The organism is Paenibacillus sp. OK003 (genome assembly GCF_900109515.1).
Classification (GTDB): domain Bacteria; phylum Bacillota; class Bacilli; order Paenibacillales; family Paenibacillaceae; genus Paenibacillus; species Paenibacillus marchantiae.
Window position 1 is genome coordinate 61506 of the sequence record NZ_FOBD01000009.1, and the last position, 21943, is coordinate 83448.

Below are 21943 nucleotides of genomic sequence, written 5' to 3' on the forward strand. Positions count from 1 at the left end.
TTCTAATCATGTACTCTTTTTCTTGTAAAGAATGAACGTTTCTTGGGAAGCTGCCCCATCATATGAGTCAGAATATGAGCAAAAACCTTATCCATCTGCGGTTCCCGATCAAAGGGATCGATATGCAAAGGCAGACCGTAGACACTGGAAGTGTCCAACGTTTTGCGCATGCGCTGAACGGCGTCAGCTGCTGCCAGTGGCAGGCAGTAGATCCATTTGTCTCTGGGGTACCGGTTGTGTGATCGGACAAAAGATCCAATCTCAGCTTGTCTCCATTCGGCACCGGAACCTATAACAATGGGCAAGTCAGCTCTGAGAAACTCTTCAAGCCGGTTCTGATCCTGACCACTGCCCAGATCCATCACAATGAACTGATAGCTGCCTCCCAATAAAGACAGGATGTCTGCACGTCCCGATTGTTTCCAGTAATGTACACCATCTACTGCAAACTGTCTGCCTGCTGGCACGGGTTTACCTGCATACGCCACTTGTTGAATCCGTGCAAACGATTGGGAACGTGGCGACATCTCGATTATGGCCACTTTGAAGTTCTGCCGCTCCAGATAGTGACTGATGGCTATGGCCGTATGTGTAACTCCAACTCCGGATGATGCCCCCGTCAAAGCGATCACTCTGGTCCCTCCGCTTATCGTCACCGTCGTTTCTGAACCACCAGCCGCTATTCCCGGCCGGCGCAGCAGCTCCTTGCGAACTTCATCAGCCGATTGAAAACGTTCATTCGGATTCAGTCGCAACAATCTTCTCGCAACAGGAATATAGGTACGAGGAACATCGCTGCGAATGGAACTTTCTACGCCCTGAATCCATTCCGTATAAGCTCCACAAGTCATAAGATAGAGCAGCAATGCTCCAAGCCCGTACAGGTCAGAACGCGCATCCGTCTGTCCTGAACCATATTGTTCCGGTGCAGCGAAGCCGGCCGTTCCCAATTTAACCGTATCGTCGACTCTTTGTGCTTTATAGCTCCGTGCAATCCCAAAATCAATCAGTCTGACTTCATGTTCCGGTGTAATCATAATGTTGGATGGTTTCAAATCCCGATAGATGACGGGCGGGTCCAGACTGTGCAAATAACTTAATACATCCAGCAGCTGAAGCACAAACTCCGTCATATGTTCAAGCGGAATCTTCCCGCGACATTGCTTGAAATAGTCACTAAGTGTCAATCCCTCAATGTACTCCATCACAAGATAGGTATACCCATGCTCATCCGGGACAAAAAAATCTACGATTTGCGGCAATCTGGGATGCCTCAGAGATGTAAGAAGAGCAGCTTCAGACTCCATACTGCCTTCGTATGGCATCGCCGTCACGCTTTCTTTGATCGCCCAGGTTTTGCCTGGTAATTTCAAATCCTCCGCTTCATATACATGGCTCATTCCACCCAAACCGAGAATGGACACGATACGATATCTTCCTCCCAGCAGGCTTCCACGCTCGAGCCTGGCCGGATGTCTCATATAGACTCCTCCTTGTATACCTAACAAAAAAGGGAAAGCTTCACCGAAGCGGAACAGACCGGATATCCGGACTCTTCACTTCGGGATGCTTTCCCTCAACTTGTTATGGTTAATATTGGTATCATTATAGTATAGGCAATAAGGTATTGTAAAGCATAAAATTTAATGCCTTTAATAACTTAATACTTAATCATATATAGCGTGATTTCTTCACGGTTGTGAAACAACTGTTTGGAACGCTGAATCTGCATCCGGGAGCGCTCAAATGTATCGATGACTTCTTTAATCAATGCGAGCGGCTTCTTATGCAATAACTTCACCGTTACAACCGCTGTTCCCCCTGATTGAAGACTGTATAACAGATCCGATATAAGACGGCTCATCAGCTTGGGGCTCCAGCTCATATCACATACGAGCAGATCGAATTCCCCTTCGCGGAAACGTACATCACCGGCATTTTTTTTCAAAAAGGTCAGTTTGGGCGATTCCAGCAGGGTCGCATCCATTTTGGCTGGATCAACAGCTGTAACTTCAAGCCCGCGCTCAAGCAGGAAAGAGGTCCATCCACCTGGTGCAGCACCGATGTCCAATGCTTTGTGAAAAGAAGTAAAGTCGATGCCAAATGTCTGCTCCGCTTCAAGCAATTTGAATTTGGCCCGGGAGATTTGCCCCTCTTCCTTCTGAAAACGAACGGCTCCGCCACTCCAGTCCGACAGATTTTGATCAGGTCTGGATACACCGGCATATAACATGTCATTCGCAACGAAGACAGAGATAACATGATCCGCATCACGGACAACCCACTCACAGCCAAGATCATCCAACTTCTCAGTCAACAGCTGTTTCAAAGAAGCAGCGTTCTCCTGCCAGAAGGCACCTTCGGTTTTACGAACCTGTAATGCAACTTTAGTTCCTGTTAACTCGGTATGGTTCAGCACAAATGAAATCAATTTTTCCATGGCTTGCGCCGAATCTTCCGTATTTTCCTGAAATTGAACAGGTTGAATATGGCGTAAAAACGTCGGGCTTTCTTCCAAAAGCTTAATCGCTACCTCTTCTTCCGCAATCGGAAGACCGGCAAGCAAAATTTCACCTGGTACGAGTACCGTGCTCTTGACTGCACCAAACGTACGGCGCAATTCCTCCTGAGCATAAGGTGCAAAACCATGATTGGCTGTGCAGATAAAACGGGAGAAGTCTCCTTCACCCCAAGATGACTGTGTACTCAAATTGTGTTACCCTCCAGAACGTACGCGGATCCATGGACGTCCATCATCCCACTGGATATCAACCGGAACATCGTACGTATGCTTAATTGTATCTTGTGTTAAAACTTCATGTTTGGGCCCTGCCGCAGCAATACGTCCATCGCGGATCAAGGCCACATGTGTGAACAAAGGTACGATCTCTTCGACGTGATGAGTCACATAAACGACAGTGATATTTCGCTTACGCAACCGATCAATTTCGGCCAACATTTTCTCGCGTTCATACAGATCGAGTCCGGCACAAGGCTCGTCCATAATCAACAATTTGGGATCTGCCATCAATGAACGAGCCAGCATTACTTTTTTGCGTTCCCCTTGAGAAAGGGTTCCGAGCGAATGATTAGCCAGTTTTGCAAAGCCCATTTCATCAAGCAGGTTCAATGCTTTGGCCTTCACATCATCCGGGATCGTTTGATAGAAACGCAAAAAAGCATAAGCTCCTGTTGCGACAACTTCCCACACCGGATCTCGAGGTGTCAGTTTCTCAATCAATGTCTGACTGATATAACCAATCTCTTTCCGAACCTCCCGCACATCACATTGACCATATAGGTTGCCCAATACTTCAATGCGCCCCTGACTGGGAAACATATATCCATTCATCATTTCCAGCAGCGTTGTTTTACCTGAACCATTGCGCCCAAGAATCACCCAATGCTCGCCTTCTTTAACATGCAGATGAACGTCATCCAGAATCTGATTGTCTTCCCTTCTAAGAGAGACATGCTCCATCGAGATTACACTCATTTTAGCACCGCCTTTCGGATTTCCCCTAACAGATGCTCGACAGAGTTCATCCGATAGACCATTCTGGGCACATCATGTTCTCCATCAAACAGCATAACCGCAGGCACGCTCGAAATCTGAAACTGCTGCACTAGATCCGGGATATCGTGAATATTCATCTCGGTCAAAATGCCTTCGGGCAGCAAATGTTCGGCGATCTCAAGCATTCGACGTGCTGCTGCGCAGGTTCCGCATAGCGGGGTAAAGATAAATACAGCCTGAGGCATGCCTTCCCATACACCACGCATTAACATTTTGGTTGTAATTGGCTTCATCAGCTTTCTTCTCCCGCAGCAACACGCAGCATAACCTCACCCGACATCGGACCATTATGGACGGTAACAGAGTCTGGTTTATTGCTGTACAACAATTCGTACATCTGACGTTTGCCATACATGCTGGACGTGTGCAAATAGATCTGGCGTGGAAACAAACCTTCCCGGACGATCGAAGCAGCAACTTCTCCGCCATTCGGTGAATCTGGACCCAGTTCAAAATCCAGGGATAGAATGTCCACGTCACCTTCTCTAAGCAGCATCAGGCATTCTTCTGCATTGGTAGCCAGAACAAACCCTTTCGGACATGCCCGGTAATCATCCAAAAAAACATGCATTACAATCGCTCCTCTCCCATTTAAAGCCAGGAACGCATGAGCTCAATGTCACCACGGTGTGTTCCATCTTCGCCTGATTCGGTTTCCAGCACAACTACCGCTTGCTGAAATTCAGGCGCACATAACAGTTCCTGCATCGCTTTTTTCCCTATATAACCCTGTCCAATCCGTGCATGTCTGTCCTTGCATGAACCGGAAGGATATTTCGAATCATTAAAGTGAACAGCCGCAAGAGCATCCCAGTATCCCAGCAGTCTGCCTTTCTCCAGCATGGATGCCTCATTGCCTGACGTCCACATGCCTGAAGCAAAAGCATGACACGTGTCAAAACAAAAAGCAATATGTTCAGGATACCGGCTTAGCTTACGAATCTGTATCAATTCTTCCATCGTCGTACCCATGGGGCCATGATCTCCAGCCTGATTTTCAAGCAGAATCTTTGCCTGTCCATCCCAATCTGCTAAAGCGGTATCCAGACAGGATATGAGATTCTGATATCCTTCAAGTGGTTCATTGCTCTTGAGATGTCCAAAGTGAACTACAGTCCCTACTGAACCGCAGGCATCTGCAATATGCAGATCATTTTGTATCGATGCGATGGTTGCGTGAAAACCCGCCTCTCCTCGGGTTTTGCCCAAAGCCGGATTCGTGGGATAGGGTGAGTGGGCAATGGAAGATATCCCCTGCTTCTCACACCAATCCCGACACTGTTCAGCATCTTTGAGGTCCAGTTCTTTCAAGCCAAGGCTCCGCGGGTTCTTCGGAAAATATTGAAATGCCGTAGCCCCCATCTCATATGCTCGCTTGGCTGCCTGAAGAAATCCACCTCTGGTGCTGACATGTGCCCCGATTCCGCTTTTAAGCCTCATGCTGGCAATCCGGACAGAAGAAAGCCTTCTTGCCCGTAATTTCCACGCGCGCTATCGTTCCCCCACAACGAGGGCAAGTTTCCCCTTCACGATCATACACCCGGCACTGCTCGTCAAAACTTCCGGTCTTGGTATCTCCCTGCATCAGCGGCATTTCCATATAACCGCCTTCCGATGCAGCTTCCCGCAACACGGATTGCACAGAATGGTACAAACGTGCTGTGAGTTCAGGCGATGCAGCAATATTTTGCGTCTTGGAGCTTGGTCTCAGGCCTGCTGCAAAGGCAATCTCATCCGAATAACAATTTCCGATGCCTGCAATAATGTGCTGGTTGACCAGTGTAGTTTTGAGTGTCCCCCGACGTCCTTTCAGCAGGGCAGCAAAACGTTCTGCATTCATGCGCCGATCAAGAGGTTCAGGTCCAAGGTCAGACATAGCCTCTTCCGTCTCTTTTGAAGTAAGCAGATGCAGATATCCTAAACGGAGCCCGATAAAGAATAAAGTATATTCTCCAAACTGAATTTCCACTTGAGTGGAACGATCAGGACGTTCAGCTTCCGTGCCCCAGAAAATCATTCCGCCCAGCATAAGGTGCAACACAAGCCGCTTACCATTAGCCAGATGAAAAATCAAATGTTTGGCCCGGCGCTCTACAAATATGATCCGATTCCCTGTCAGTTCACGGGTGAACACATCAGGATCGGTATTAATCGACTTTTCACGGTTAACCACCACACCTGTAATCGGCAAATCGAGTATTTTCTCGGACAGCAAGGTCCGGTAGTTTTCCATTTCCGGCAATTCCGGCATCGTACATCTACCCCTTCTTGGATGCTTGGCTTGTCGTCTGCGACAGCCACTCAATCAGTTTATGCAAATCTTCAAACACATGATCAGGACGAACCTTGGTCGCCTGGATGTGGCTATCCATATTGTCCCGCGTCGTTATTCCGGTAAGAACCAGCAGGGTCTCGCATCCCGCTGCAGCTCCTGCCGCAATATCTGTACGCATATTGTCTCCGATTACAGCAACTTCATCAGACTTTAAGTTCAATCGGCTAATGGCAGACTTCATAATAATACTTGACGGTTTGCCAATGACGGTAGGGTGAACTCCAGTTGCTGCTTCTATCGCTGCCCCAATCGTCCCCGCTCCCGGCGTAAGCCCATCATCAGAAGGAAGCTGCAAATCCGGGTTGGTCATGACAGATTTAGAGCCACCGTTGATCCAGCGAAGCGCTTTGGTCAATTTATGATAGGAAAATTCACGATCAATTCCTTGTATAACGTATTCAGGTTCATCGTCCGTTAGTGTAAGCCCTGCAGCTTCTATCGCTTGCAACAGCCCATCTTCTCCGATACAAGCCACTTTCGCACCCGGAGACTCTTGAGCCACGTATTCCGCAGCCGCCACCGCAGAAGTACATACCTGAGCTGCATCGGCGGGGATCCCCATCCCGTTCAGATGATCTGCCACGCCTTGCGGTGTACGCGAAGAATTATTAGTCACAAACAAATAAGGCATGCCTTGTTCATTTAATGTCTGAATAAGCTTATCGGCTCCTTCGATACGATGTCTGCCATGATAGAGCGTACCATCCAGGTCGATCAGATAGGCCTTAATCACATACAGCACTTCCTTTCTTTATTCCATTAACATTTCATGTCCTTAACCATTTGCCTCGAACTTCAATGCTAACCTATGTATTCAGTACATAAAAATGGCTTGCTCGCATCTGCACGCAACACGTCGAACCGAATCGAACACGGCCGTATAGCCCCGCGCGTCTTCTGTACAAGCTTGTCATTTCCTGCGCTTTCCCGGAAAATAATCCGAATTATTTCCTGGCTCATAATGCCCATCCTACACGCTTTCCGGCCAGATTGCAAAAGGGACCTCGGGAGTGATTCCCCCTCAGTCCCGTGCAATTAACGGCTTGTTCTCCCGTCGTGTTTTGCTCCGCTGTTGTGCACATCCACCATTAGGATTCGCTCTTACGGTGAACAACTGGAATAAGCTCGTGTTCAATCGCAAGTTTTGTATTCGGGAATATTGACTGTGCTTCTTCCAAAAGTGGCTGCAGCTGATCCTCATCTTTGTAGCGAGAGCTAAAATGGGTCATGATCAGCTGTCCTGCACCTGCCGCTCTCGCCGCCTCAGCCGCTTGCTTCGATGTACTATGATAGTACTCATGAGCCGTATCAGCCAAATCATGCAGAAACGTAGCTTCATGTACAAGCACATCCGCATTTAGAGCAAGTGGCTGTACATTGTCACATGGGCGCGTATCGCCCAAGATGGTAATCACCATCCCACGCTTGGGTACACCCAACACATCTTCTGGGCGAAGGAAGTCCCCGTTATCGAGGGTAATCGTTTCTCCCCGCTTCAAGCGACCAAATAGCGGCCCCGGCTTCAAGCCATACTCAGCCAGTTTTGCAGGGTCCAAGCTGCCTGGACGATCCTTTTCGGTAATCCGATACCCATAACTGTCGATACGATGTTCCAGCAATGCAGATTCCACAATGAAGCTCTCATCTTCGAAAAGCACTCCGCCTGTATGTTCCACAATGCTTAGATCATAGTTTAGACGTGATTGGCTCAGCTCCATGGTTGTCATGATCATTCGTTCAGTTCCTGGCGGACCATACACCGTTAACGGTGTAGTGCCACCCTGATACGCTCTGCTGGAGAGCAGACCTGGAAGTCCAAATACATGATCTCCATGTAAATGGGTGATAAATATTTTCTCCAATTTGCTCAATTTAAGCGGAGAACTTAAAATCTGATGCTGGGTTCCTTCCCCGCAGTCAAACAACCACAATGCTCTACGCTCATCCAACATGCGCAGCCCTATGGAAGTTACATTCCGCTGAAGCGTAGGTACACCAGCGTTAGTTCCCAGGAAATATAGTTCCATCTGGATCGCACCTCTTTCTGCTGCCAGCAAAAAGCCTCCGACAATGCGGAGGGCTTCCCCTGACCTTTTACTTTTAAGCCTTATCCACGTTAAAATACTTCGCTTGCGGGTGGCTGAATACCATCGCCGATACGGATGCTTCAGGTTCCATCATGAAACCTTCAGTCAATTCCACACCAATATCCTCAGGCTGTAACAACTTGAACAGTGGCCCTTGGTCTTCCAAATCGGGACAGGCCGGATATCCGAATGATACCCTGATTCCCTGATAGCGTGCTCCATGACGTTGCTTCATGGTCATCTGTGCTGGATCCGGGAATCCCCAGATATCTCTCATCATATGATGAACCCGCTCAGCTAATCCCTCTGCTACTTCAAGCGCTACGGATTGCAGAGCATGTGAGCGAAGATAATCACCTTGCTCCTTCCAAGCTGTCGATAACTCGCGTACACCGTGACCAGCCGTTACGACCATGAAACCAACATAATCCATTTGCCCGGATTCCACTGGCTTCAAGAAATCGGACAGGCACAGGAATGGTTCGACTTTTTGACGAGGGAACGTAAATGTATGCAAAATATTGCTTGTATTCTCAGGGTCATAGATGATGACGCTGTTACCACTGGACTGAGCCGGGAAGAAACGATACATCGCATGCGCCTGAATAATCCCGTCACGAACAGCCTCCTGCATAATATCATCCACTACGGCTTTCAGGTCAGTAGCTTTCTGGTCACCGGAAGCAAGCAGCTGCTCTACCGAGCCACGCAAACCAAGATGATGCCCGAGCAGCATCTGCATGTTCACATACGGTAAGATGTGTGATAGCGGATAGTTCCGCATGACATGTCGTTCCAGATCCGGTGGAACAAGAACCGGATTGTCTATTGCGATATCCGAACGCTCTACCCGAGTTAGCTCGGGAAGGGATGTAACAGTTTCTGCACCAGCTGCGTCCGCCTCTTTTTCAGCGTCCATCTCCAGCTGCATCACTTCTCGAGTGCTTGGGTTCATCAGCTTATTGGCCAAATCCAGACCGTCCATCGCATCTTTTGCATATACAACCATGCCGTTATATTCCGGGCGTATACGATTCTTGGTGAATTTGCGGGTCAATGCCGCTCCACCAACCATAATAGGTACATCAATACCTGCTGTGCGCAAGTCCTGAGCGGTAAGAATCATCTGCTGCGCCGATTTCACCAACAGACCGGATAGACCAATCGCATCGACTTTCTCTTCTCTGTACGCCTGGATAATTCGCTCTGGTGGTACTTTTATACCCAAATTAATGATCCGGTAACCGTTATTGGAAAGGATGATCTCCACCAGGTTTTTGCCGATGTCATGTACATCGCCCTTGACCGTCGCTAGAATAATCTTTCCTTTAACCGACGTCTCATTCTTCTCCATGAACTGTTCCAAATAAGCTACCGAAGCTTTCATAACTTCCGCGCTCTGAAGCACTTCTGCTACGATCAGCTCATTGTTGTTAAACAGTCGCCCTACTTCTTCCATGCCCCGCATCAACGGGCCATTGATTACTTCAAGGGCTGTATATTTGGCGAGTGCCTGCTCCAGATCGGGCAGCAAACCTTCTTTGCTTCCTTCAACAACATACGATGCGAGACGTTCTTCCAACGACAGGTTCGAGATTTTTTCTTTTTTCTCAACCTTTTTGTTACGGAACGCCGCTACGAAAGCAGCCAGTGTTTCGTCATTCGTATTATATAACAGCTCTTCCGAGAGTCTGCGCTCTTCTTCCGGAATGGATGCATAACGCTCCAGCTTCTCTGTGTTAACGATGGCATAATCGAGACCTGCTTTGGTACACTCATATAAAAATACAGAATTCAGCACTTCACGCCCTGCTTCAGGCAATCCAAATGAAATGTTACTGATCCCTAGTATCGTATGACATTCAGGCATCGCTTCTTTAATGACACGAATACCTTCAATTGTTTCTTTGGCCGAACCAATATACTGCTCATCGCCCGTTCCTACTGGAAACACCAGTGTATCAAAAATCAGGTCTTCGGCTTTTAATCCATATTTGTTCACCAGCAAATCGTAAGACCGCTTGGCTACCTCCAGCTTGTCCTCACGACTAATGGCTTGACCGCGTTCATCAATCGTTCCGACAACGACAGCACCGCCGTATTTATGCAAGAGCGGAGTCACCAGCTCGAACTTTTCCTCACCGTCCTCAAGGTTAATGGAGTTAATTATCGCTTTACCCTGAGAGTATTGCAGTGCAAGGTCGATGACGGCTGCATCTGTCGTATCGATCATAAGTGGCACCTTTACTTTTTTGACAACAAGTTCAAGGAATTTCTGCATATCTTCGGCTTCTTCACGATCCGGGTCTTGAACACAAACGTCGACAACATGTGCCCCATTTTTCACCTGAGCCCGAGCAATTTCGGAAGCTTCTTCATATTTCCCTTCAACAATAAGACGCTTGAATTTTCGTGATCCAAGCACGTTCGTACGTTCTCCAACCATATAAGGGCGATTGTCCTGTTCAACGTAGACTGGATCAATTCCCGACAACGCTGGTGGATGTGTTCCGTTCATTTCTCTTGGAGGGTACTTGGCAAGTGTATCCCGCATTGCCCGAATATGTGCAGGTGTTGTTCCACAACAGCCACCCGCGATGTTCAACCAGCCCTGCTCAGCAAAAGCACCGATCTTCTGAGCAAGCGAATCCGGGGATTCATGATAATTACCGTTTTCATCCGGAAGACCTGCATTTGGATAACAACTTACCGCAACTGAAGCCATCCCGGAAAGCGAGCGAATATGGTCACGCATGAATTCCGGACCTGTAGCACAGTTTAGTCCCACCGAAATTGGGTTAAGGTGTTCTAGGGATATATAAAAAGACTCAATATTCTGACCAGCGAGGGTTGTACCCATCGGTTCGATCGTTCCTGAGATCATTAGAGGAAGCTTGATACCACTTTGCTCAAACGCCTGTTGAATTCCAATGCTACCTGCTTTTACATTAAGCGTATCTTGTGAGGTTTCGAGCAGCAGCGCATCAACGCCTCCCTCAATTAAAGCAAGCGCTTGCTCAAAATAACTGTCGATGAGCTCTTGAAATGTTACTCCACCTGTTACTGACAGGGTTTTGGTTGTAGGTCCCATAGCACCTACCACATAACGCGGAGACTCCGGTGTCGAGAATCGATCCACGGCCGCTTTTGCAATTCTGGCTGCTTCGAGATTAATTTCACGTGCACGGTCCTGAATGTCATATTCAGCAAGTACAACAGAAGTTGCACCAAACGTATTTGTTTCAATTAAGTCAGCACCGGCTTCCAGATATTCCTCATGAATACGCTGGATTAGCTCTGGACGTGTAAGTACAAGCATTTCATTACATCCATCCAGGTCTTCTCCGCCAAAATCTGCGCCTGTAAGGTCAACTTGTTGAATCATGGTCCCCATTGCACCGTCGAGGATCAATATTCGTTGTTTTAATGCATCATGTAAGCTAAGCTTATCCAATATCGTCACCTCCGCAAAACGTTAAATCTTAGTTTAACAGAAACTAACTTAATGTGAAAGATCGGGTTTGATCAGTCCCCTGGCGGTTTTTGTTGAAGTTCGAATCAATTTGTTAATCGACAAAAATAGAGGAATCCGATATAATAGCGATTAAACCAAGTGGAAAAGAGGGAAAGAACATGGCTGAAATTGTAATCCGAAATACGAACGAACGTATCACTGGAGACGAAAATGTTCGAAATTTCTTAAACAAATATGATGTTTTATATGAAAAATGGGACGCGTCAAAATTAAACACAGATCTGCAAAACAACTTTGGACTCACCGATGAACAAAAAGAAGAAGTCCTAAAAACATATGACTATGAAATCAGAGACTTGGCTGCACGTCGCGGGTACCAAATCTGGGATGTAATCACGCTGTCTGAACAAACACCAGATATTGAAGAGAAACTTGCCAAATTTGAAGAGATTCATACTCATGCTGAAGATGAAATCCGTGCAATTGTAGCCGGCAAAGGAATCTTTGTCATCAAAGCTACGGATGATGTAGGTTATTTTAATGTAGAACTGTCTCCTGGAGACGTAATTTCGGTACCTGAGAACACACCACACTTCTTCACTTTGATGGAGAACAAACAAATCATTGCCGTGCGCCTGTTCATTGAAAAAGATGGCTGGATCGCAGATCCTTACCCGGACCCAACGTTTATCAAACAAGCCTAATAATAAGCAAATTATATTATTTGCTCAACAAACCCCTGTTCAATTCGAACAGGGGTTTCTGCATATTGAGATAGTATACAAAATCTGATATTTTATATAAAATAATGCGGATATTTGGCCTTCATTTTCTCTTGTTCAACAACAACGAGTCTGAGATGAGCTTCCATAACCTCAACAGCTCGATCAGTTTCACGTTCCGTGATGAGTCGGTATATTTCTTTATGTTGTGAAATAATAACCTCTGCATCGGAATCTTCAGAAAGGCGTAACAAACGAAGGCGATTAAAGGGAATATTGAGCTGCTGTAACATTTTCCAACTTCTCATTTTTCCTGTGCCTTGAAACAATATTTGATGAAACTCTTCATCCAGTTCAAAAAGCCGATAAAAGTTATTTTTTCCTATACATACTTCCTGCATGGCAATATTGGTTTCGAGTCTGAATCTGAATTCTTCCGGAAAAGAAGCACAAGCCAGCGTGACAATTTCCTTCTCCATCTTCTCTCTCATAAACCGGCCTTCTTCAACATGCTCCAGATTAATATGGGACACGATGGTTCCACTCTGTGGAATGATATCCAGTAATTCTTCTTCGGCAAGCTTCATGAATGCTTCACGTACTGGCGTTCTGCTTACTTGCAATTCATCCGCAATTTCCTTCTCGGAAATCTTGGTACCAGGCTCAAGTTCAAGGTGCAGAATTCGTTCCTTTATCAGATTGTATGAATAATCCCGGGTCGAACCTCTAATCTTTTGATTAAGTGACATTCCGTAACCTCTTCCTCTCAGCCGTATTCATCCATCTTAGCACAATTTGCCGCTCCACTAAAATTCCCTCAGTGAAACGGCAATGGGCATACCATCAATTCAGAACTACTGTTGCTTGTTTTCTTTGTACTTCTTATACGTGTCGTTGGCAAGCTGCATATATTGAGACAATCCTTGGCTTTCCAATTCTTTTACAAATGCATCAAACTCGGTAAGTTTGCGCTCTCCCAAAATGAATTTAAGTGTATTTTGATCCGAAAAATCCTTGAGTGGTGTACTGAGCAGCGTGACTTGTTCACGATCGATATCCGAATAAGGAATTGGTGGCTCTGCCGGAATCACTTGTTTTGTATCTTTCATGTCTTGTTGGAATTTCAGTTCTTCCTCACTAAACATGGATTGCAGCAAATCTGTTGTGCCTCCATATGCAAACACACCACCAGAGAAGCCGTAATCGATACGCAAATCTTTCGTGCCCTTCGGATTCAATCCGTTATAATTCACGTCATCTGCCAGTTTACGAACGCCGTCCTTTTTGGTGAAGGTTTCCCCTTCAACACCCCATTTAGCAAATTCCTGACCTTCATCACTATAATATAACCAGTCAATAAATTGCATGGTTGCTTTAAAGTTTTTGCTGTCTTTAATTTTCCCAGAAATCATGACACCGTTTTCAAGTCTGGAGCCAGACATCAGTTGGCCTTTTGGACCACCAGGGACTGTAATTTTGGCGATGGAGAAATTCCCTTCTCCCAACGTTTTGTTCATGTCATTTCGATGAAGCACTAGGGTTTGAGAGTTACCATTAATCATAAATGATTTTCCAGAAACGAATTTTTGTGTAGCCTGATCATCGTCTTGGGTGAAGCTTTCCTTATCCAGAAGTCCTTCCGATACAAGCTTGTTGAAGTAAGTTAACATATCTTTATATTCCGGTGTTGTAGCCGTGTATACAAATTCATCCTTGTCTGCCTGATACGTAAGACCATTACCGAATCCCCATCCAGCTTTTGTCCCAAAACCAATAGCTGCAATACCCAGCGTACTATTGAACTTGAATCGATCAGAGAATGGAATGGAATCCGGATAAATTTCTTTCAGCTTTTTGGCAGCCTCATACAATTCATCCCATGTCTTTGGAATAGCAATGTTATTTTTCTCAAAAATATCAGTTCTCACAATAAGGGTATAGTCTGGCCATACCTCTTCGTGTAAACCTGGAAGTACATAATATTTCCCATCTTCTTGTCGAAGGCCCTCCAGCTCATCCTGAAGTCCCCATTTCTCTATTTTATCCTTGAAATTAGGCATCAAATCAACATAGTCACTCACTGGCAAAATCGCACCCGAGGATACAAAAGCCGCTTCTTCACCCGGATAGGTTTTCGGAATAACCAGTGGAGCATCTCCAGAGCTGATCAGAAGGGATCTTTTCTGAGGATAATCACTCATCGGCACGATGGTAGGATCGAGAGTAACTCCGGTTTTTTCCGTGATTTTTTGGAACAGGAGCCAATCCTTCTTGTACGGGTATGCAGGCTGGTCACTGTACAGAATAGATAGATTAAACGGTTCAGTGGCTTTGAAGGTCTGCCCTACACCATAGGATTCCATGGATCCCTTGGATTCTGGTTCGACTTTGTCTCCACCAGCTCCGCTGCTACATGCTGCCAGAACGACACTCATCATTGTTGCCAGAACCATCTTGCCTAACAGCTTACGTGGTTTCTGTTTCATTCAAATCTCCCCCTGCATGTGGTTTAGATTGGCCTTACAATCAAGGTGTTGAACAATATGGGATTAGGATTACTGTTTTACTGTTTAACAGATCCCAACATGATACCGGTTACAAAGTATCTCTGAACAAATGGATAAATCGTTAAAATAGGCAAAATGGTGATTACCATGGTGACTGATTTGATATTTGCAGAAATTTGAGTCAGGTTATCCGCTGAAGCACCAGCCGAAGCACCGCCAGTTGCACCTGCAATCATGTTGCGCAAGTAGATCGTAACGGGGAATAGTTCCTTTTTGTCGAGATACAGAAATGCGGGGAACCATGAATTCCAGTGTCCTACAGCGTAAAACAGAACCATCGTTGCCATAACTGCTTTACTCAGCGGTAGAATGATCCGCAACAAAATGCCATACGTATTTAAACCGTCGATCGCTGCCGCTTCCTCAAGCTCCTCAGGCATGTTTTCGAAAAATGATTTCATAATTAACATGTTATAAATGCTGATTGCCCCAGGCACAACCAATGCCCACATCGTATTATTGAAGCCGAGAGAGTTAATTAGGACATAGTTAGGAATCAAGCCGCCACTGAAAAACATCGTAAACACGGCAAACATCGTCAAGAACTTTCGTCCCATTAATCTTTTCTTGGATAAGGCATAAGCGAAAATGGTCGTCATGAACATGGAAATCAATGTACCTACAACGGTATATATAATTGTGTTTTTGTAGTTGGTCCAGAACATGCTATCGCGAGAGATGGTCTTGTAGGTTTCTACATTAAACCCTCTTGGGATAATGCTTACCTTGCCTGAATTGATATAAGCCTCGCTACTGAAGGATTGGGCCACAACATTCAAAAACGGATAGAGCGTGATGAACACCACAAGCATCAAAAAGATCGCATTGAAAACTTTAAATACTTTGTATGATTTTGATTCCAGCATATTGCTCCTCCTTTACCACAAGCTTCGTTGTGTCAGTCTGCGTGAAATGGCATTAACCGAGAATACCAGGATCAGCCCAATAATGGATTCGAACAAACCAATGGCGGTAGCATAGCTGAAATTGCTCGACTGCAAACCTACCCGGTATAAATAAGTAGAAATCACGTCAGATGTCTCGTAGATCAGCGGATTGTAAAGGAGCAAGATTTTCTCAAATCCAACCGCAAGGAAATTACCCATATTCAAAATCAGCAACGTAACGATCGTTGGGAGAATGCCAGGTATGGTTATATGGAGGGTTTGCTTCCAACGGTTCGCACCATCGATCCGCGCAGCCTCATACAAAGAATCATCAATGGTTGTCAATGCAGCTAAATATAGAATGGCTCCCCACCCCATACCTTGCCAAACCTCAGAGGTGATATAAATTGTTCTGAACCATTCCGCTCGCTGCATAAAAGGAATGCTGTCTCCGGTAAAAAATGAAACCATTCCGTTAATCGAGCCATTGACTGCCGTTAATTGCAGAATCATTCCTGCAACGATGACGATGGACAAAAAATGCGGAAGATACGATGCGGTCTGCACAAACTTTTTGAAACGTTTGCTTTTCACCTCATTCAGCAGCAATGCAAAAATAATCGGTACTGGAAAGGTGAAAAGTAACGCAAGTCCACCGAGCACAAGTGTGTTCCCAAATACTTTCCAAAAGGTTGGGTCTTGAATGAACATCTGAAAATACCTGAATCCAACCCACGTCTCTCCAAAAATACTGCCTCCCGGTACAAATCGTCTAAAGGCGATTACATTACCGAGCATGGGCCCGTATTTGAAAATAATAAGATAGATAATTGGAAGAATTAACAGTGAGTACAGCTGCCAATCTTTGCGAAGCAGAGCTGCAGCCGTTCTTAACCTGCTTTCTTTACGTAAAGATGTCATCGTTAGTGTGGTTTTAGCAGTTTCTGACTCCATATGTTATTTCACTCCGATCCTTAGCTTGATAAACTAAAAGCGTTTTCGATCAAGTCTTATCATCTCTTCTTTTTGTTGAAGACAAGTATTTAGATGAAATTCACCCCCACTGCAAAATAAATAATGTAAGCGGTATCAATTCTGGGAATCACTAGAGATACATATCGGTTAAGATGCTTACCATCATTTTCTTACTAACCACTACCTGTTGTTTTTACTGAATTAAGTGGCTTTCTTTAATTATTTAAAGCGCTTACAATAGAAAGCAAAATTAGAGCGAATAACTCCTGTTTCACTTCATTCGAGTAAGTCAACAGATATCCGCTGCATTTCTTCGCATACTAGTTGTACTAGTATGTTAGTTATATTCTAAATCAGCAGTTCTATAATATCAATAACTTTTAATAAAAAATTTTATATTTCGTAATTACGGTTCAGTTCAAGCTGTCCCAAAACAAAAAAACATTGTTAGGTTTTATGGATAAAATACATCTCATAAAACCTAACAATGTTTGAGCAGTACAAGAAAAAAACGATTTATGATGCACTCATTGAAAATTCAGCAATGATTCGTTCCAATTCGGATAAATGCTTGATTTGATGGTCAGGCACATACGATTCGGTATTCTCTTTATTCTCACGGTTAATCCAAACAGATTGAATACCTGCAGATAATGCTCCACGAATATCAGTCGTAAGCTTATCTCCAACCATCATACTCTCCTCAGGTTGCACTCCCAGCTTACTCAATGCGTGTTCGAAGATGGAAGGATCAGGTTTTCCTTTACCGAATGTACCCGATATAATAATTTCATCAAAAAAAGGAGCCAATTCAGGAACCCCATCAAGCTTCTCTTGTTGTAAAGCAGGACAGCCGTTGGTTAAAAGCAAAAGCTTGAACTTCCCTTGTAGATGACTCAACGTTTCCATCGTTTCTTCATACACATGGGGTCTTGATCTCCGCTCAGCCCCAAATTGTGAGGCAAGTCGTTCCGCCAGATCTTCACGATCAACACCCAGCTTTAACAAGCCACGACGCCATGACTCTTTACGATATGCAGGTGCAAGCTGCTCCAACTGGCGAAACTCAGGCTGATCCCCACCTGTAAAGTTAGCCCAAAGACCTTCAAACGGGTTAATCCCAATCATTTTGGTAAACGAAAAAGTTTCATAAGACTCATACAGATTGCGTGCCTCATTACGAACAGCTTCTTCAAGGTCTTCAGGTTTAACGCCAGTCTCTTGAGCTGCAATCAGGCAAGTCTCATGAAAGGCCTCTCGAACACTGCGCTCATCCCACAGTAAAGTATCATCCAGGTCGAACAAAATCGCTTTTAACGCCATTTCGGTCATCTTCCCCTTTATGCAAAATTACTTTTTCTCGTATGTTTCCACGGTGATCTGATGTGCTTTGGCGAATTTCAGAAGACGTTCAGTAATTGCATCGGTATCATAACGATTGAGTAATTTGGTAAATACCCATCTCTTACCTCGTGCATTATGCTCAATCACAACCGTACCTGGCTCAATTCTGAATTTCACGATATCGTCGACTCCAATTGAACGCTCACGGTTCCCCTTTGTCGTCAAAATCCGGTTACTTCCTATTTTGACATAAGGACGACGGAGCATGAAGATGACTGCCAAAAATACATACAGCAGCATGGTCACCCAGTCCCAGGTGGTCATCGGAGCTTTGACAAGAAATGTACTCATAAAGAGGTACAGGAATGCTAGTCCGATCAGAAAAATAGGAAACAGAAGGCTGCGTCCTTTAAATACTTCCTCACCTGGTGTACCTGAGATCGGTTTACCGCTTTTTTTACGTTGCTGATTCAACTGCTTCGAATTTTTCCGAACCGTTCTCTCGAACGAACGCGACATGAGAATCCCCCTTAGATGTTCTTCGTGTCGGCTTACATAACTGTAAACCAACATTTCCCCCTATAATTTGCAACCTCTAGATAACAGGAAGAAACCTAAATATCATAATGATATCATTAGGTTTCCTTAATGTTTGAGTTTGCCTTGGTGGCCTTGATCGTTCTCGTCATCTACAATTTCAATCGAGTCCAGTTGCTGTCTGAAATTGCTTCGAATGTTATTTAAATAAATTTCTCTAAGCTTGGCACGTTCAGCGAGCTCTTCCTCTGTCAATCCAGTAGATTTTTGCTTGCGGGCCAATTCATTAATACGTGCTACCAGACTATCTATATCCAAGCTTGTCCCCTCCAAAAATACAAAGTCATATTAACTTTGACATGATAAGGACAGCTTGTCAAGCTGACACGCATTAATGCGTGCGGATATGCAGTTTAATGTGTGAATTGAGGAAGTATTAAGACTTGCCCCACTTGTATTGAAGTTGACCGAAGTTGATTGACTTTCTTAATTGCTTCTATATATATACGTGTATCCATTGTTTCCGGTTTGTGATCCAATGATATACTCCATAGGGTATCTCCTTGTGAAACTGCGATCTTCCCGCCAGGCAACAGATCATTCTCATTCCCAGCAAACACTGTCATTACTGTACTGCATCCAACCAGTATAATTAAGCTTACAATGATTAATTTCAACACCCATGTTGGGATATGGCCTCTTGCAAAAAACTTCTTAAAATTTCTTATGTTCGTTTCAACCACTTCTGAATGCACCGGTTCGTAAATACTTTGATAAGTAGAATATCTCATTAAAGATCGACCTCCAAACGTTTGTTCCTATCCGTTGAAATCAATATAACACGAACACTTGTTTTGCACAATAACTTTTTAGAACAATTGTTCGCTTTTTTTTGTTATAACCCACATTCTATAATCTATCTTCTATTGTATGAAAACTGTCATTTGCAGTATTTGATTAGATCCAAAGAAAATTTTCATCTTAATATGCAAAAAAACATTGATTTTATAGCATTTTATTTAGAACTTATGTTTGTACGAACGGAGGTTCTATGTTATAATTTTCCCAAACGTTACTAAAATGGGGTTGATACGGTATGTCGAAGATATCCAGCAGGCAACAGGCTATTCTGGAGTTTATACGCAATGAAGTCCGGTTGAAGGGGTATCCTCCTTCCGTACGCGAAATTGGTGAAGCCGTTGGATTGGCTTCCAGCTCTACAGTACATGGACATCTGGATCGTTTGGAGAAGAAAGGTCTGATTAGACGTGACCCAACCAAACCAAGAGCCATTGAACTTCTCAGCCAGGAAGAGTCAGAGCATTCACATCAGTTTGCTCACAGCGTTGCTCGCATTCCTGTCGTGGGTAAAGTTACTGCAGGGGTTCCAATTACAGCAACAGAAAATATCGAAGATTACTTCCCTCTTCCTACACATTATGTAGGCGAACAAAAAGTATTTATGCTTTCGGTCGTGGGAGACAGTATGGTTGAAGCAGGCATTGTTAACGGAGACTATGTTATCGTACGTCAGCAGCAAACTGCGGATAACGGCGATATCGTAGTAGCCATGACTGAAGACGATGAAGCAACGGTAAAAACATTCTACAAAGAGAAAGATCATATTCGTCTTCAACCGGAAAATTCGACTTTTGAACCGTTGCGTTTGAAACACGTTAGCATCCTGGGCAAAGTCATTGGCCTTTTCCGTGATATTCATTAATATGTATTGAAGTTGTACAGAGGTTTCACAATAAGATACATAAAGAGGTTGTCCCATTCAATGGGACAACCTCTTTTTTTCATACTAATTATATTGTTCTACGTTAGCCGACTATTCGCTGCGTTTAAGAATGCTCTTATGATGAGAGAACACATCAAAACTCTGTTGACCATGGTAGGAACCCATTCCACTTTCTCCTACGCCGCCAAACGGAAGATAATGTGATGTCATATGAGACAATGTGTCATTAATACATCCACCACCAAAAGATACTTGATTCAGAACCCGATTCTGCAGATCCTCCTCTTGAGTGAAGAGATATAATGCCAGTGGTTTTGGACGGCGAACAATCTCATCTAGCATGGGATTGAGGTCGGTATACTTAAATACAGGAAGAATTGGACCAAAGATCTCTTCTTGCATCACAGGGGATTTCCAATCCACTTCCCCCAGTACGGTTGGTTCAATGAGCAGCTGATCACGTTCAGAACGTCCACCGATCATTGCTTTTCCATCTTGGAGCAACACCGATAACCGATCAAAGTTTCGTGCGTTGACAATGTGCGGAAAATCAGCATTTTTCATCACATCGTCTCCAAACTTGTCCTGAATTTCTACACCGATCAATTCCATTAATTTGTCATGTACTTCCTCGTGCACAAGCAAATAGTCCGGAGCGACACAGGTTTGTCCAGCATTCAGGAATTTACCTCTCACAATGCGCTGAGCCGCCAGCTTCAAATCCGCATCCTGATGAACAATGACCGGACTCTTACCACCTAGTTCTAACGTAACTGGAGTCAAATGCTCAGCAGCTGCCTTCATAACAATGCGGCCAACACCTGTACTGCCTGTAAAGAAAATATAATCAAACTTTTCTTTCAGCAATGCTGTACTGGTCTCGACTTCCCCTTCCATAACTGCCAGGTACTCACTAGGAAATATCTCATGAATCAAATCATAAGTCAGACGTGACACGGCTGGGGTTAATTCAGACGGCTTAATAATGGCACAGTTACCCGCAGCAATGGCTCCAATAAGAGGGCCGAAAGCCAGTTGGAACGGATAGTTCCATGGTGCAATAATAAGAGCAACTCCATAAGGTTCAGGATAAATTAAGCTTGTGCCATCAGGTATAGCAGAATTTGTAGGCACAGGTTTTGGTGTAGCCCATTCCTCCAAATGTTCCAATGCAAAATCCAGTTCACCCAACACGATCCGAATCTCAGAGCCATAAGCCTCTGTTTCAGATTTATTTAGATCCGCACGAAGTGCGTCAAGAATACGTTGCTGATACTTCTCAATTCCCTGTCTTAATTGCTTAAGGGCTTGAATACGGTGCTCAATAGACTTCGTTTGACCTGTATAAAAAAATGTCCGCTGTGCGGCAACCAGTTGCTTCTCTTGTTCCATATTAACATCTCCAATTAATTGTTCAAAATTTAATTTCTAACAACATAAATGAATTATAACGCAATTATATGAAACTATCAACATATAGAAACTGTAAAATAGAGCAAACAATTAAAACATACTCACGCTTCAACAATATGATCATAATTTAATTAACCATTCTGGTTCTTATTGACTACATTAAACCTCAATGCTAAGATGCCAAAACCTACACTACGAATGCCAGCTTTCTCTTTACCTTTATATTTCGGTCCCTGATTTACTACAACGTGAGATAGTTATCGTTCTCGATAGCGGATAC

The 21943-nt window shown here is 44.5% G+C and carries 22 protein-coding genes; 2 read left to right on the forward strand and 20 right to left on the reverse strand.

Annotated elements, in window-relative coordinates:
- Window positions 1–2: 2 nt before the first annotated feature.
- The 11 genes from BMW94_RS15495 to metH form a co-directional block, all read right to left on the reverse strand.
- The gene (locus tag BMW94_RS15495) at window positions 3–1481 is read right to left on the reverse strand and encodes a serine/threonine protein kinase (RefSeq protein WP_090999719.1); all 1479 of its coding nucleotides are present in this window, start codon (window positions 1479–1481) and stop codon (window positions 3–5) included.
- Between the two features lie 179 nt (window positions 1482–1660).
- Window positions 1661–2710, reverse strand: a complete 1050-nt coding sequence (locus BMW94_RS15500; protein ID WP_090999721.1) for an SAM-dependent methyltransferase — start codon at window positions 2708–2710, stop codon at window positions 1661–1663.
- 6 nt (window positions 2711–2716) lie between these two features.
- Window positions 2717–3496 (reverse strand): ABC transporter ATP-binding protein, encoded by a 780-nt coding sequence (locus tag BMW94_RS15505; RefSeq protein ID WP_090999723.1) that lies wholly within the window; start codon window positions 3494–3496, stop codon window positions 2717–2719.
- Window positions 3493–3810 carry a thioredoxin family protein gene (locus BMW94_RS15510; RefSeq protein WP_079693932.1) on the reverse strand — a complete coding sequence of 106 codons (318 nt, stop codon included), beginning with the start codon at window positions 3808–3810 and terminating at the stop codon, window positions 3493–3495. The genes BMW94_RS15505 and BMW94_RS15510 overlap by 4 nt, the downstream gene beginning before the upstream one ends.
- On the reverse strand, window positions 3810–4148 hold the full coding sequence (locus tag BMW94_RS15515) for a cyclic-phosphate processing receiver domain-containing protein (RefSeq protein ID WP_063562852.1): 339 nt from the start codon (window positions 4146–4148) through the stop codon (window positions 3810–3812). The genes BMW94_RS15510 and BMW94_RS15515 overlap by 1 nt, the downstream gene beginning before the upstream one ends.
- Window positions 4149–4168: 20 nt before the next feature.
- Window positions 4169–5017, reverse strand: coding sequence for a deoxyribonuclease IV (locus BMW94_RS15520; protein ID WP_090999725.1), 849 nt, complete (start codon window positions 5015–5017; stop codon window positions 4169–4171).
- Window positions 5007–5828, reverse strand: a complete 822-nt coding sequence (locus BMW94_RS15525; protein WP_090999727.1) for an Fpg/Nei family DNA glycosylase — start codon at window positions 5826–5828, stop codon at window positions 5007–5009. The genes BMW94_RS15520 and BMW94_RS15525 overlap by 11 nt, the downstream gene beginning before the upstream one ends.
- Before the next feature lie 7 nt (window positions 5829–5835).
- Complete coding sequence (locus BMW94_RS15530; RefSeq protein ID WP_090999729.1) at window positions 5836–6645, reverse strand: TIGR01457 family HAD-type hydrolase; 810 nt, start codon at window positions 6643–6645, stop codon at window positions 5836–5838.
- A 68-nt stretch (window positions 6646–6713) separates the two neighbouring features.
- Window positions 6714–6872, reverse strand: coding sequence for a hypothetical protein (locus BMW94_RS30520; protein ID WP_175480716.1), 159 nt, complete (start codon window positions 6870–6872; stop codon window positions 6714–6716).
- 128 nt (window positions 6873–7000) lie between these two features.
- On the reverse strand, window positions 7001–7939 hold the full coding sequence (gene rnz, locus BMW94_RS15535; RefSeq protein WP_091000164.1) for a ribonuclease Z: 939 nt from the start codon (window positions 7937–7939) through the stop codon (window positions 7001–7003).
- Window positions 7940–8012: 73 nt separating this feature from the next.
- A complete protein-coding gene (gene metH, locus BMW94_RS15540) occupies window positions 8013–11453 on the reverse strand; it encodes a methionine synthase (RefSeq protein ID WP_090999731.1) in 3441 nt (1146 codons plus the stop codon).
- Window positions 11454–11632: 179 nt separating this feature from the next.
- Between metH and BMW94_RS15545 the strand changes: the two genes are divergently transcribed.
- A complete protein-coding gene (locus tag BMW94_RS15545) occupies window positions 11633–12178 on the forward strand; it encodes a cupin domain-containing protein (RefSeq protein WP_090999734.1) in 546 nt (181 codons plus the stop codon).
- Between the two features lie 92 nt (window positions 12179–12270).
- Here BMW94_RS15545 and BMW94_RS15550 read toward each other — a convergent pair whose 3' ends face one another.
- From BMW94_RS15550 to BMW94_RS15585, 8 genes are all read right to left on the reverse strand, one after another.
- The gene (locus tag BMW94_RS15550; RefSeq protein WP_090999738.1) at window positions 12271–12945 is read right to left on the reverse strand and encodes a GntR family transcriptional regulator; all 675 of its coding nucleotides are present in this window, start codon (window positions 12943–12945) and stop codon (window positions 12271–12273) included.
- 105 nt (window positions 12946–13050) lie between these two features.
- Complete coding sequence (locus BMW94_RS15555; RefSeq protein ID WP_090999740.1) at window positions 13051–14682, reverse strand: ABC transporter substrate-binding protein; 1632 nt, start codon at window positions 14680–14682, stop codon at window positions 13051–13053.
- A gap of 77 nt (window positions 14683–14759) precedes the next feature.
- On the reverse strand, window positions 14760–15629 hold the full coding sequence (locus BMW94_RS15560) for a carbohydrate ABC transporter permease (protein WP_090999742.1): 870 nt from the start codon (window positions 15627–15629) through the stop codon (window positions 14760–14762).
- Window positions 15630–15641: 12 nt separating this feature from the next.
- On the reverse strand, window positions 15642–16604 hold the full coding sequence (locus BMW94_RS15565) for an ABC transporter permease (RefSeq protein WP_090999744.1): 963 nt from the start codon (window positions 16602–16604) through the stop codon (window positions 15642–15644).
- A gap of 537 nt (window positions 16605–17141) precedes the next feature.
- Window positions 17142–17948, reverse strand: a complete 807-nt coding sequence (locus BMW94_RS15570; protein WP_090999747.1) for an HAD family hydrolase — start codon at window positions 17946–17948, stop codon at window positions 17142–17144.
- A gap of 27 nt (window positions 17949–17975) precedes the next feature.
- A complete protein-coding gene (locus tag BMW94_RS15575) occupies window positions 17976–18488 on the reverse strand; it encodes a hypothetical protein (protein WP_090999749.1) in 513 nt (170 codons plus the stop codon).
- 126 nt (window positions 18489–18614) lie between these two features.
- Window positions 18615–18824 carry a DUF896 domain-containing protein gene (locus tag BMW94_RS15580; RefSeq protein WP_062325454.1) on the reverse strand — a complete coding sequence of 70 codons (210 nt, stop codon included), beginning with the start codon at window positions 18822–18824 and terminating at the stop codon, window positions 18615–18617.
- Window positions 18825–18919: 95 nt separating this feature from the next.
- Complete coding sequence (locus BMW94_RS15585; protein ID WP_090999751.1) at window positions 18920–19297, reverse strand: LysM peptidoglycan-binding domain-containing protein; 378 nt, start codon at window positions 19295–19297, stop codon at window positions 18920–18922.
- Between the two features lie 305 nt (window positions 19298–19602).
- On the opposite strand from BMW94_RS15585, the gene lexA reads away from it, so the two are divergent.
- Entirely contained in the window at window positions 19603–20229 is a 627-nt protein-coding gene (gene lexA / locus BMW94_RS15590; RefSeq protein ID WP_024630400.1) for a transcriptional repressor LexA, read from the forward strand.
- A gap of 111 nt (window positions 20230–20340) precedes the next feature.
- On the opposite strand, the gene BMW94_RS15595 is transcribed toward lexA, so the two are convergent.
- Window positions 20341–21642 carry an aldehyde dehydrogenase gene (locus BMW94_RS15595; RefSeq protein ID WP_090999753.1) on the reverse strand — a complete coding sequence of 434 codons (1302 nt, stop codon included), beginning with the start codon at window positions 21640–21642 and terminating at the stop codon, window positions 20341–20343.
- Window positions 21643–21943: the final 301 nt, after the last annotated feature.

Bases quoted from the DNA above. Each gene is read 5' to 3' on its own strand.
- BMW94_RS15520 (WP_090999725.1), bottom strand. From the start codon at position 5,017: ATGAGGCTTAAAAGCGGAATCGGGGCACATGTCAGCACCAGAGGTGGA.
- BMW94_RS15595 (WP_090999753.1), bottom strand. From the start codon at position 21,642: ATGGAACAAGAGAAGCAACTGGTTGCCGCACAGCGGACATTTTTTTAT.
- BMW94_RS15525 (WP_090999727.1), bottom strand. From the start codon at position 5,828: ATGCCGGAATTGCCGGAAATGGAAAACTACCGGACCTTGCTGTCCGAG.
- BMW94_RS15510 (WP_079693932.1), bottom strand. From the start codon at position 3,810: ATGAAGCCAATTACAACCAAAATGTTAATGCGTGGTGTATGGGAAGGC.
- BMW94_RS15495 (WP_090999719.1), bottom strand. From the start codon at position 1,481: ATGAGACATCCGGCCAGGCTCGAGCGTGGAAGCCTGCTGGGAGGAAGA.
- BMW94_RS30520 (WP_175480716.1), bottom strand. From the start codon at position 6,872: ATGAGCCAGGAAATAATTCGGATTATTTTCCGGGAAAGCGCAGGAAAT.
- lexA (WP_024630400.1), top strand. From the start codon at position 19,603: ATGTCGAAGATATCCAGCAGGCAACAGGCTATTCTGGAGTTTATACGC.
- BMW94_RS15565 (WP_090999744.1), bottom strand. From the start codon at position 16,604: ATGGAGTCAGAAACTGCTAAAACCACACTAACGATGACATCTTTACGT.
- BMW94_RS15545 (WP_090999734.1), top strand. From the start codon at position 11,633: ATGGCTGAAATTGTAATCCGAAATACGAACGAACGTATCACTGGAGAC.
- BMW94_RS15575 (WP_090999749.1), bottom strand. From the start codon at position 18,488: ATGTCGCGTTCGTTCGAGAGAACGGTTCGGAAAAATTCGAAGCAGTTG.
- BMW94_RS15505 (WP_090999723.1), bottom strand. From the start codon at position 3,496: ATGAGTGTAATCTCGATGGAGCATGTCTCTCTTAGAAGGGAAGACAAT.
- BMW94_RS15570 (WP_090999747.1), bottom strand. From the start codon at position 17,948: ATGGCGTTAAAAGCGATTTTGTTCGACCTGGATGATACTTTACTGTGG.
- rnz (WP_091000164.1), bottom strand. From the start codon at position 7,939: ATGGAACTATATTTCCTGGGAACTAACGCTGGTGTACCTACGCTTCAG.
- BMW94_RS15550 (WP_090999738.1), bottom strand. From the start codon at position 12,945: ATGTCACTTAATCAAAAGATTAGAGGTTCGACCCGGGATTATTCATAC.
- BMW94_RS15560 (WP_090999742.1), bottom strand. From the start codon at position 15,629: ATGCTGGAATCAAAATCATACAAAGTATTTAAAGTTTTCAATGCGATC.
- BMW94_RS15555 (WP_090999740.1), bottom strand. From the start codon at position 14,682: ATGAAACAGAAACCACGTAAGCTGTTAGGCAAGATGGTTCTGGCAACA.
- BMW94_RS15515 (WP_063562852.1), bottom strand. From the start codon at position 4,148: ATGCATGTTTTTTTGGATGATTACCGGGCATGTCCGAAAGGGTTTGTT.
- BMW94_RS15585 (WP_090999751.1), bottom strand. From the start codon at position 19,297: ATGAGATATTCTACTTATCAAAGTATTTACGAACCGGTGCATTCAGAA.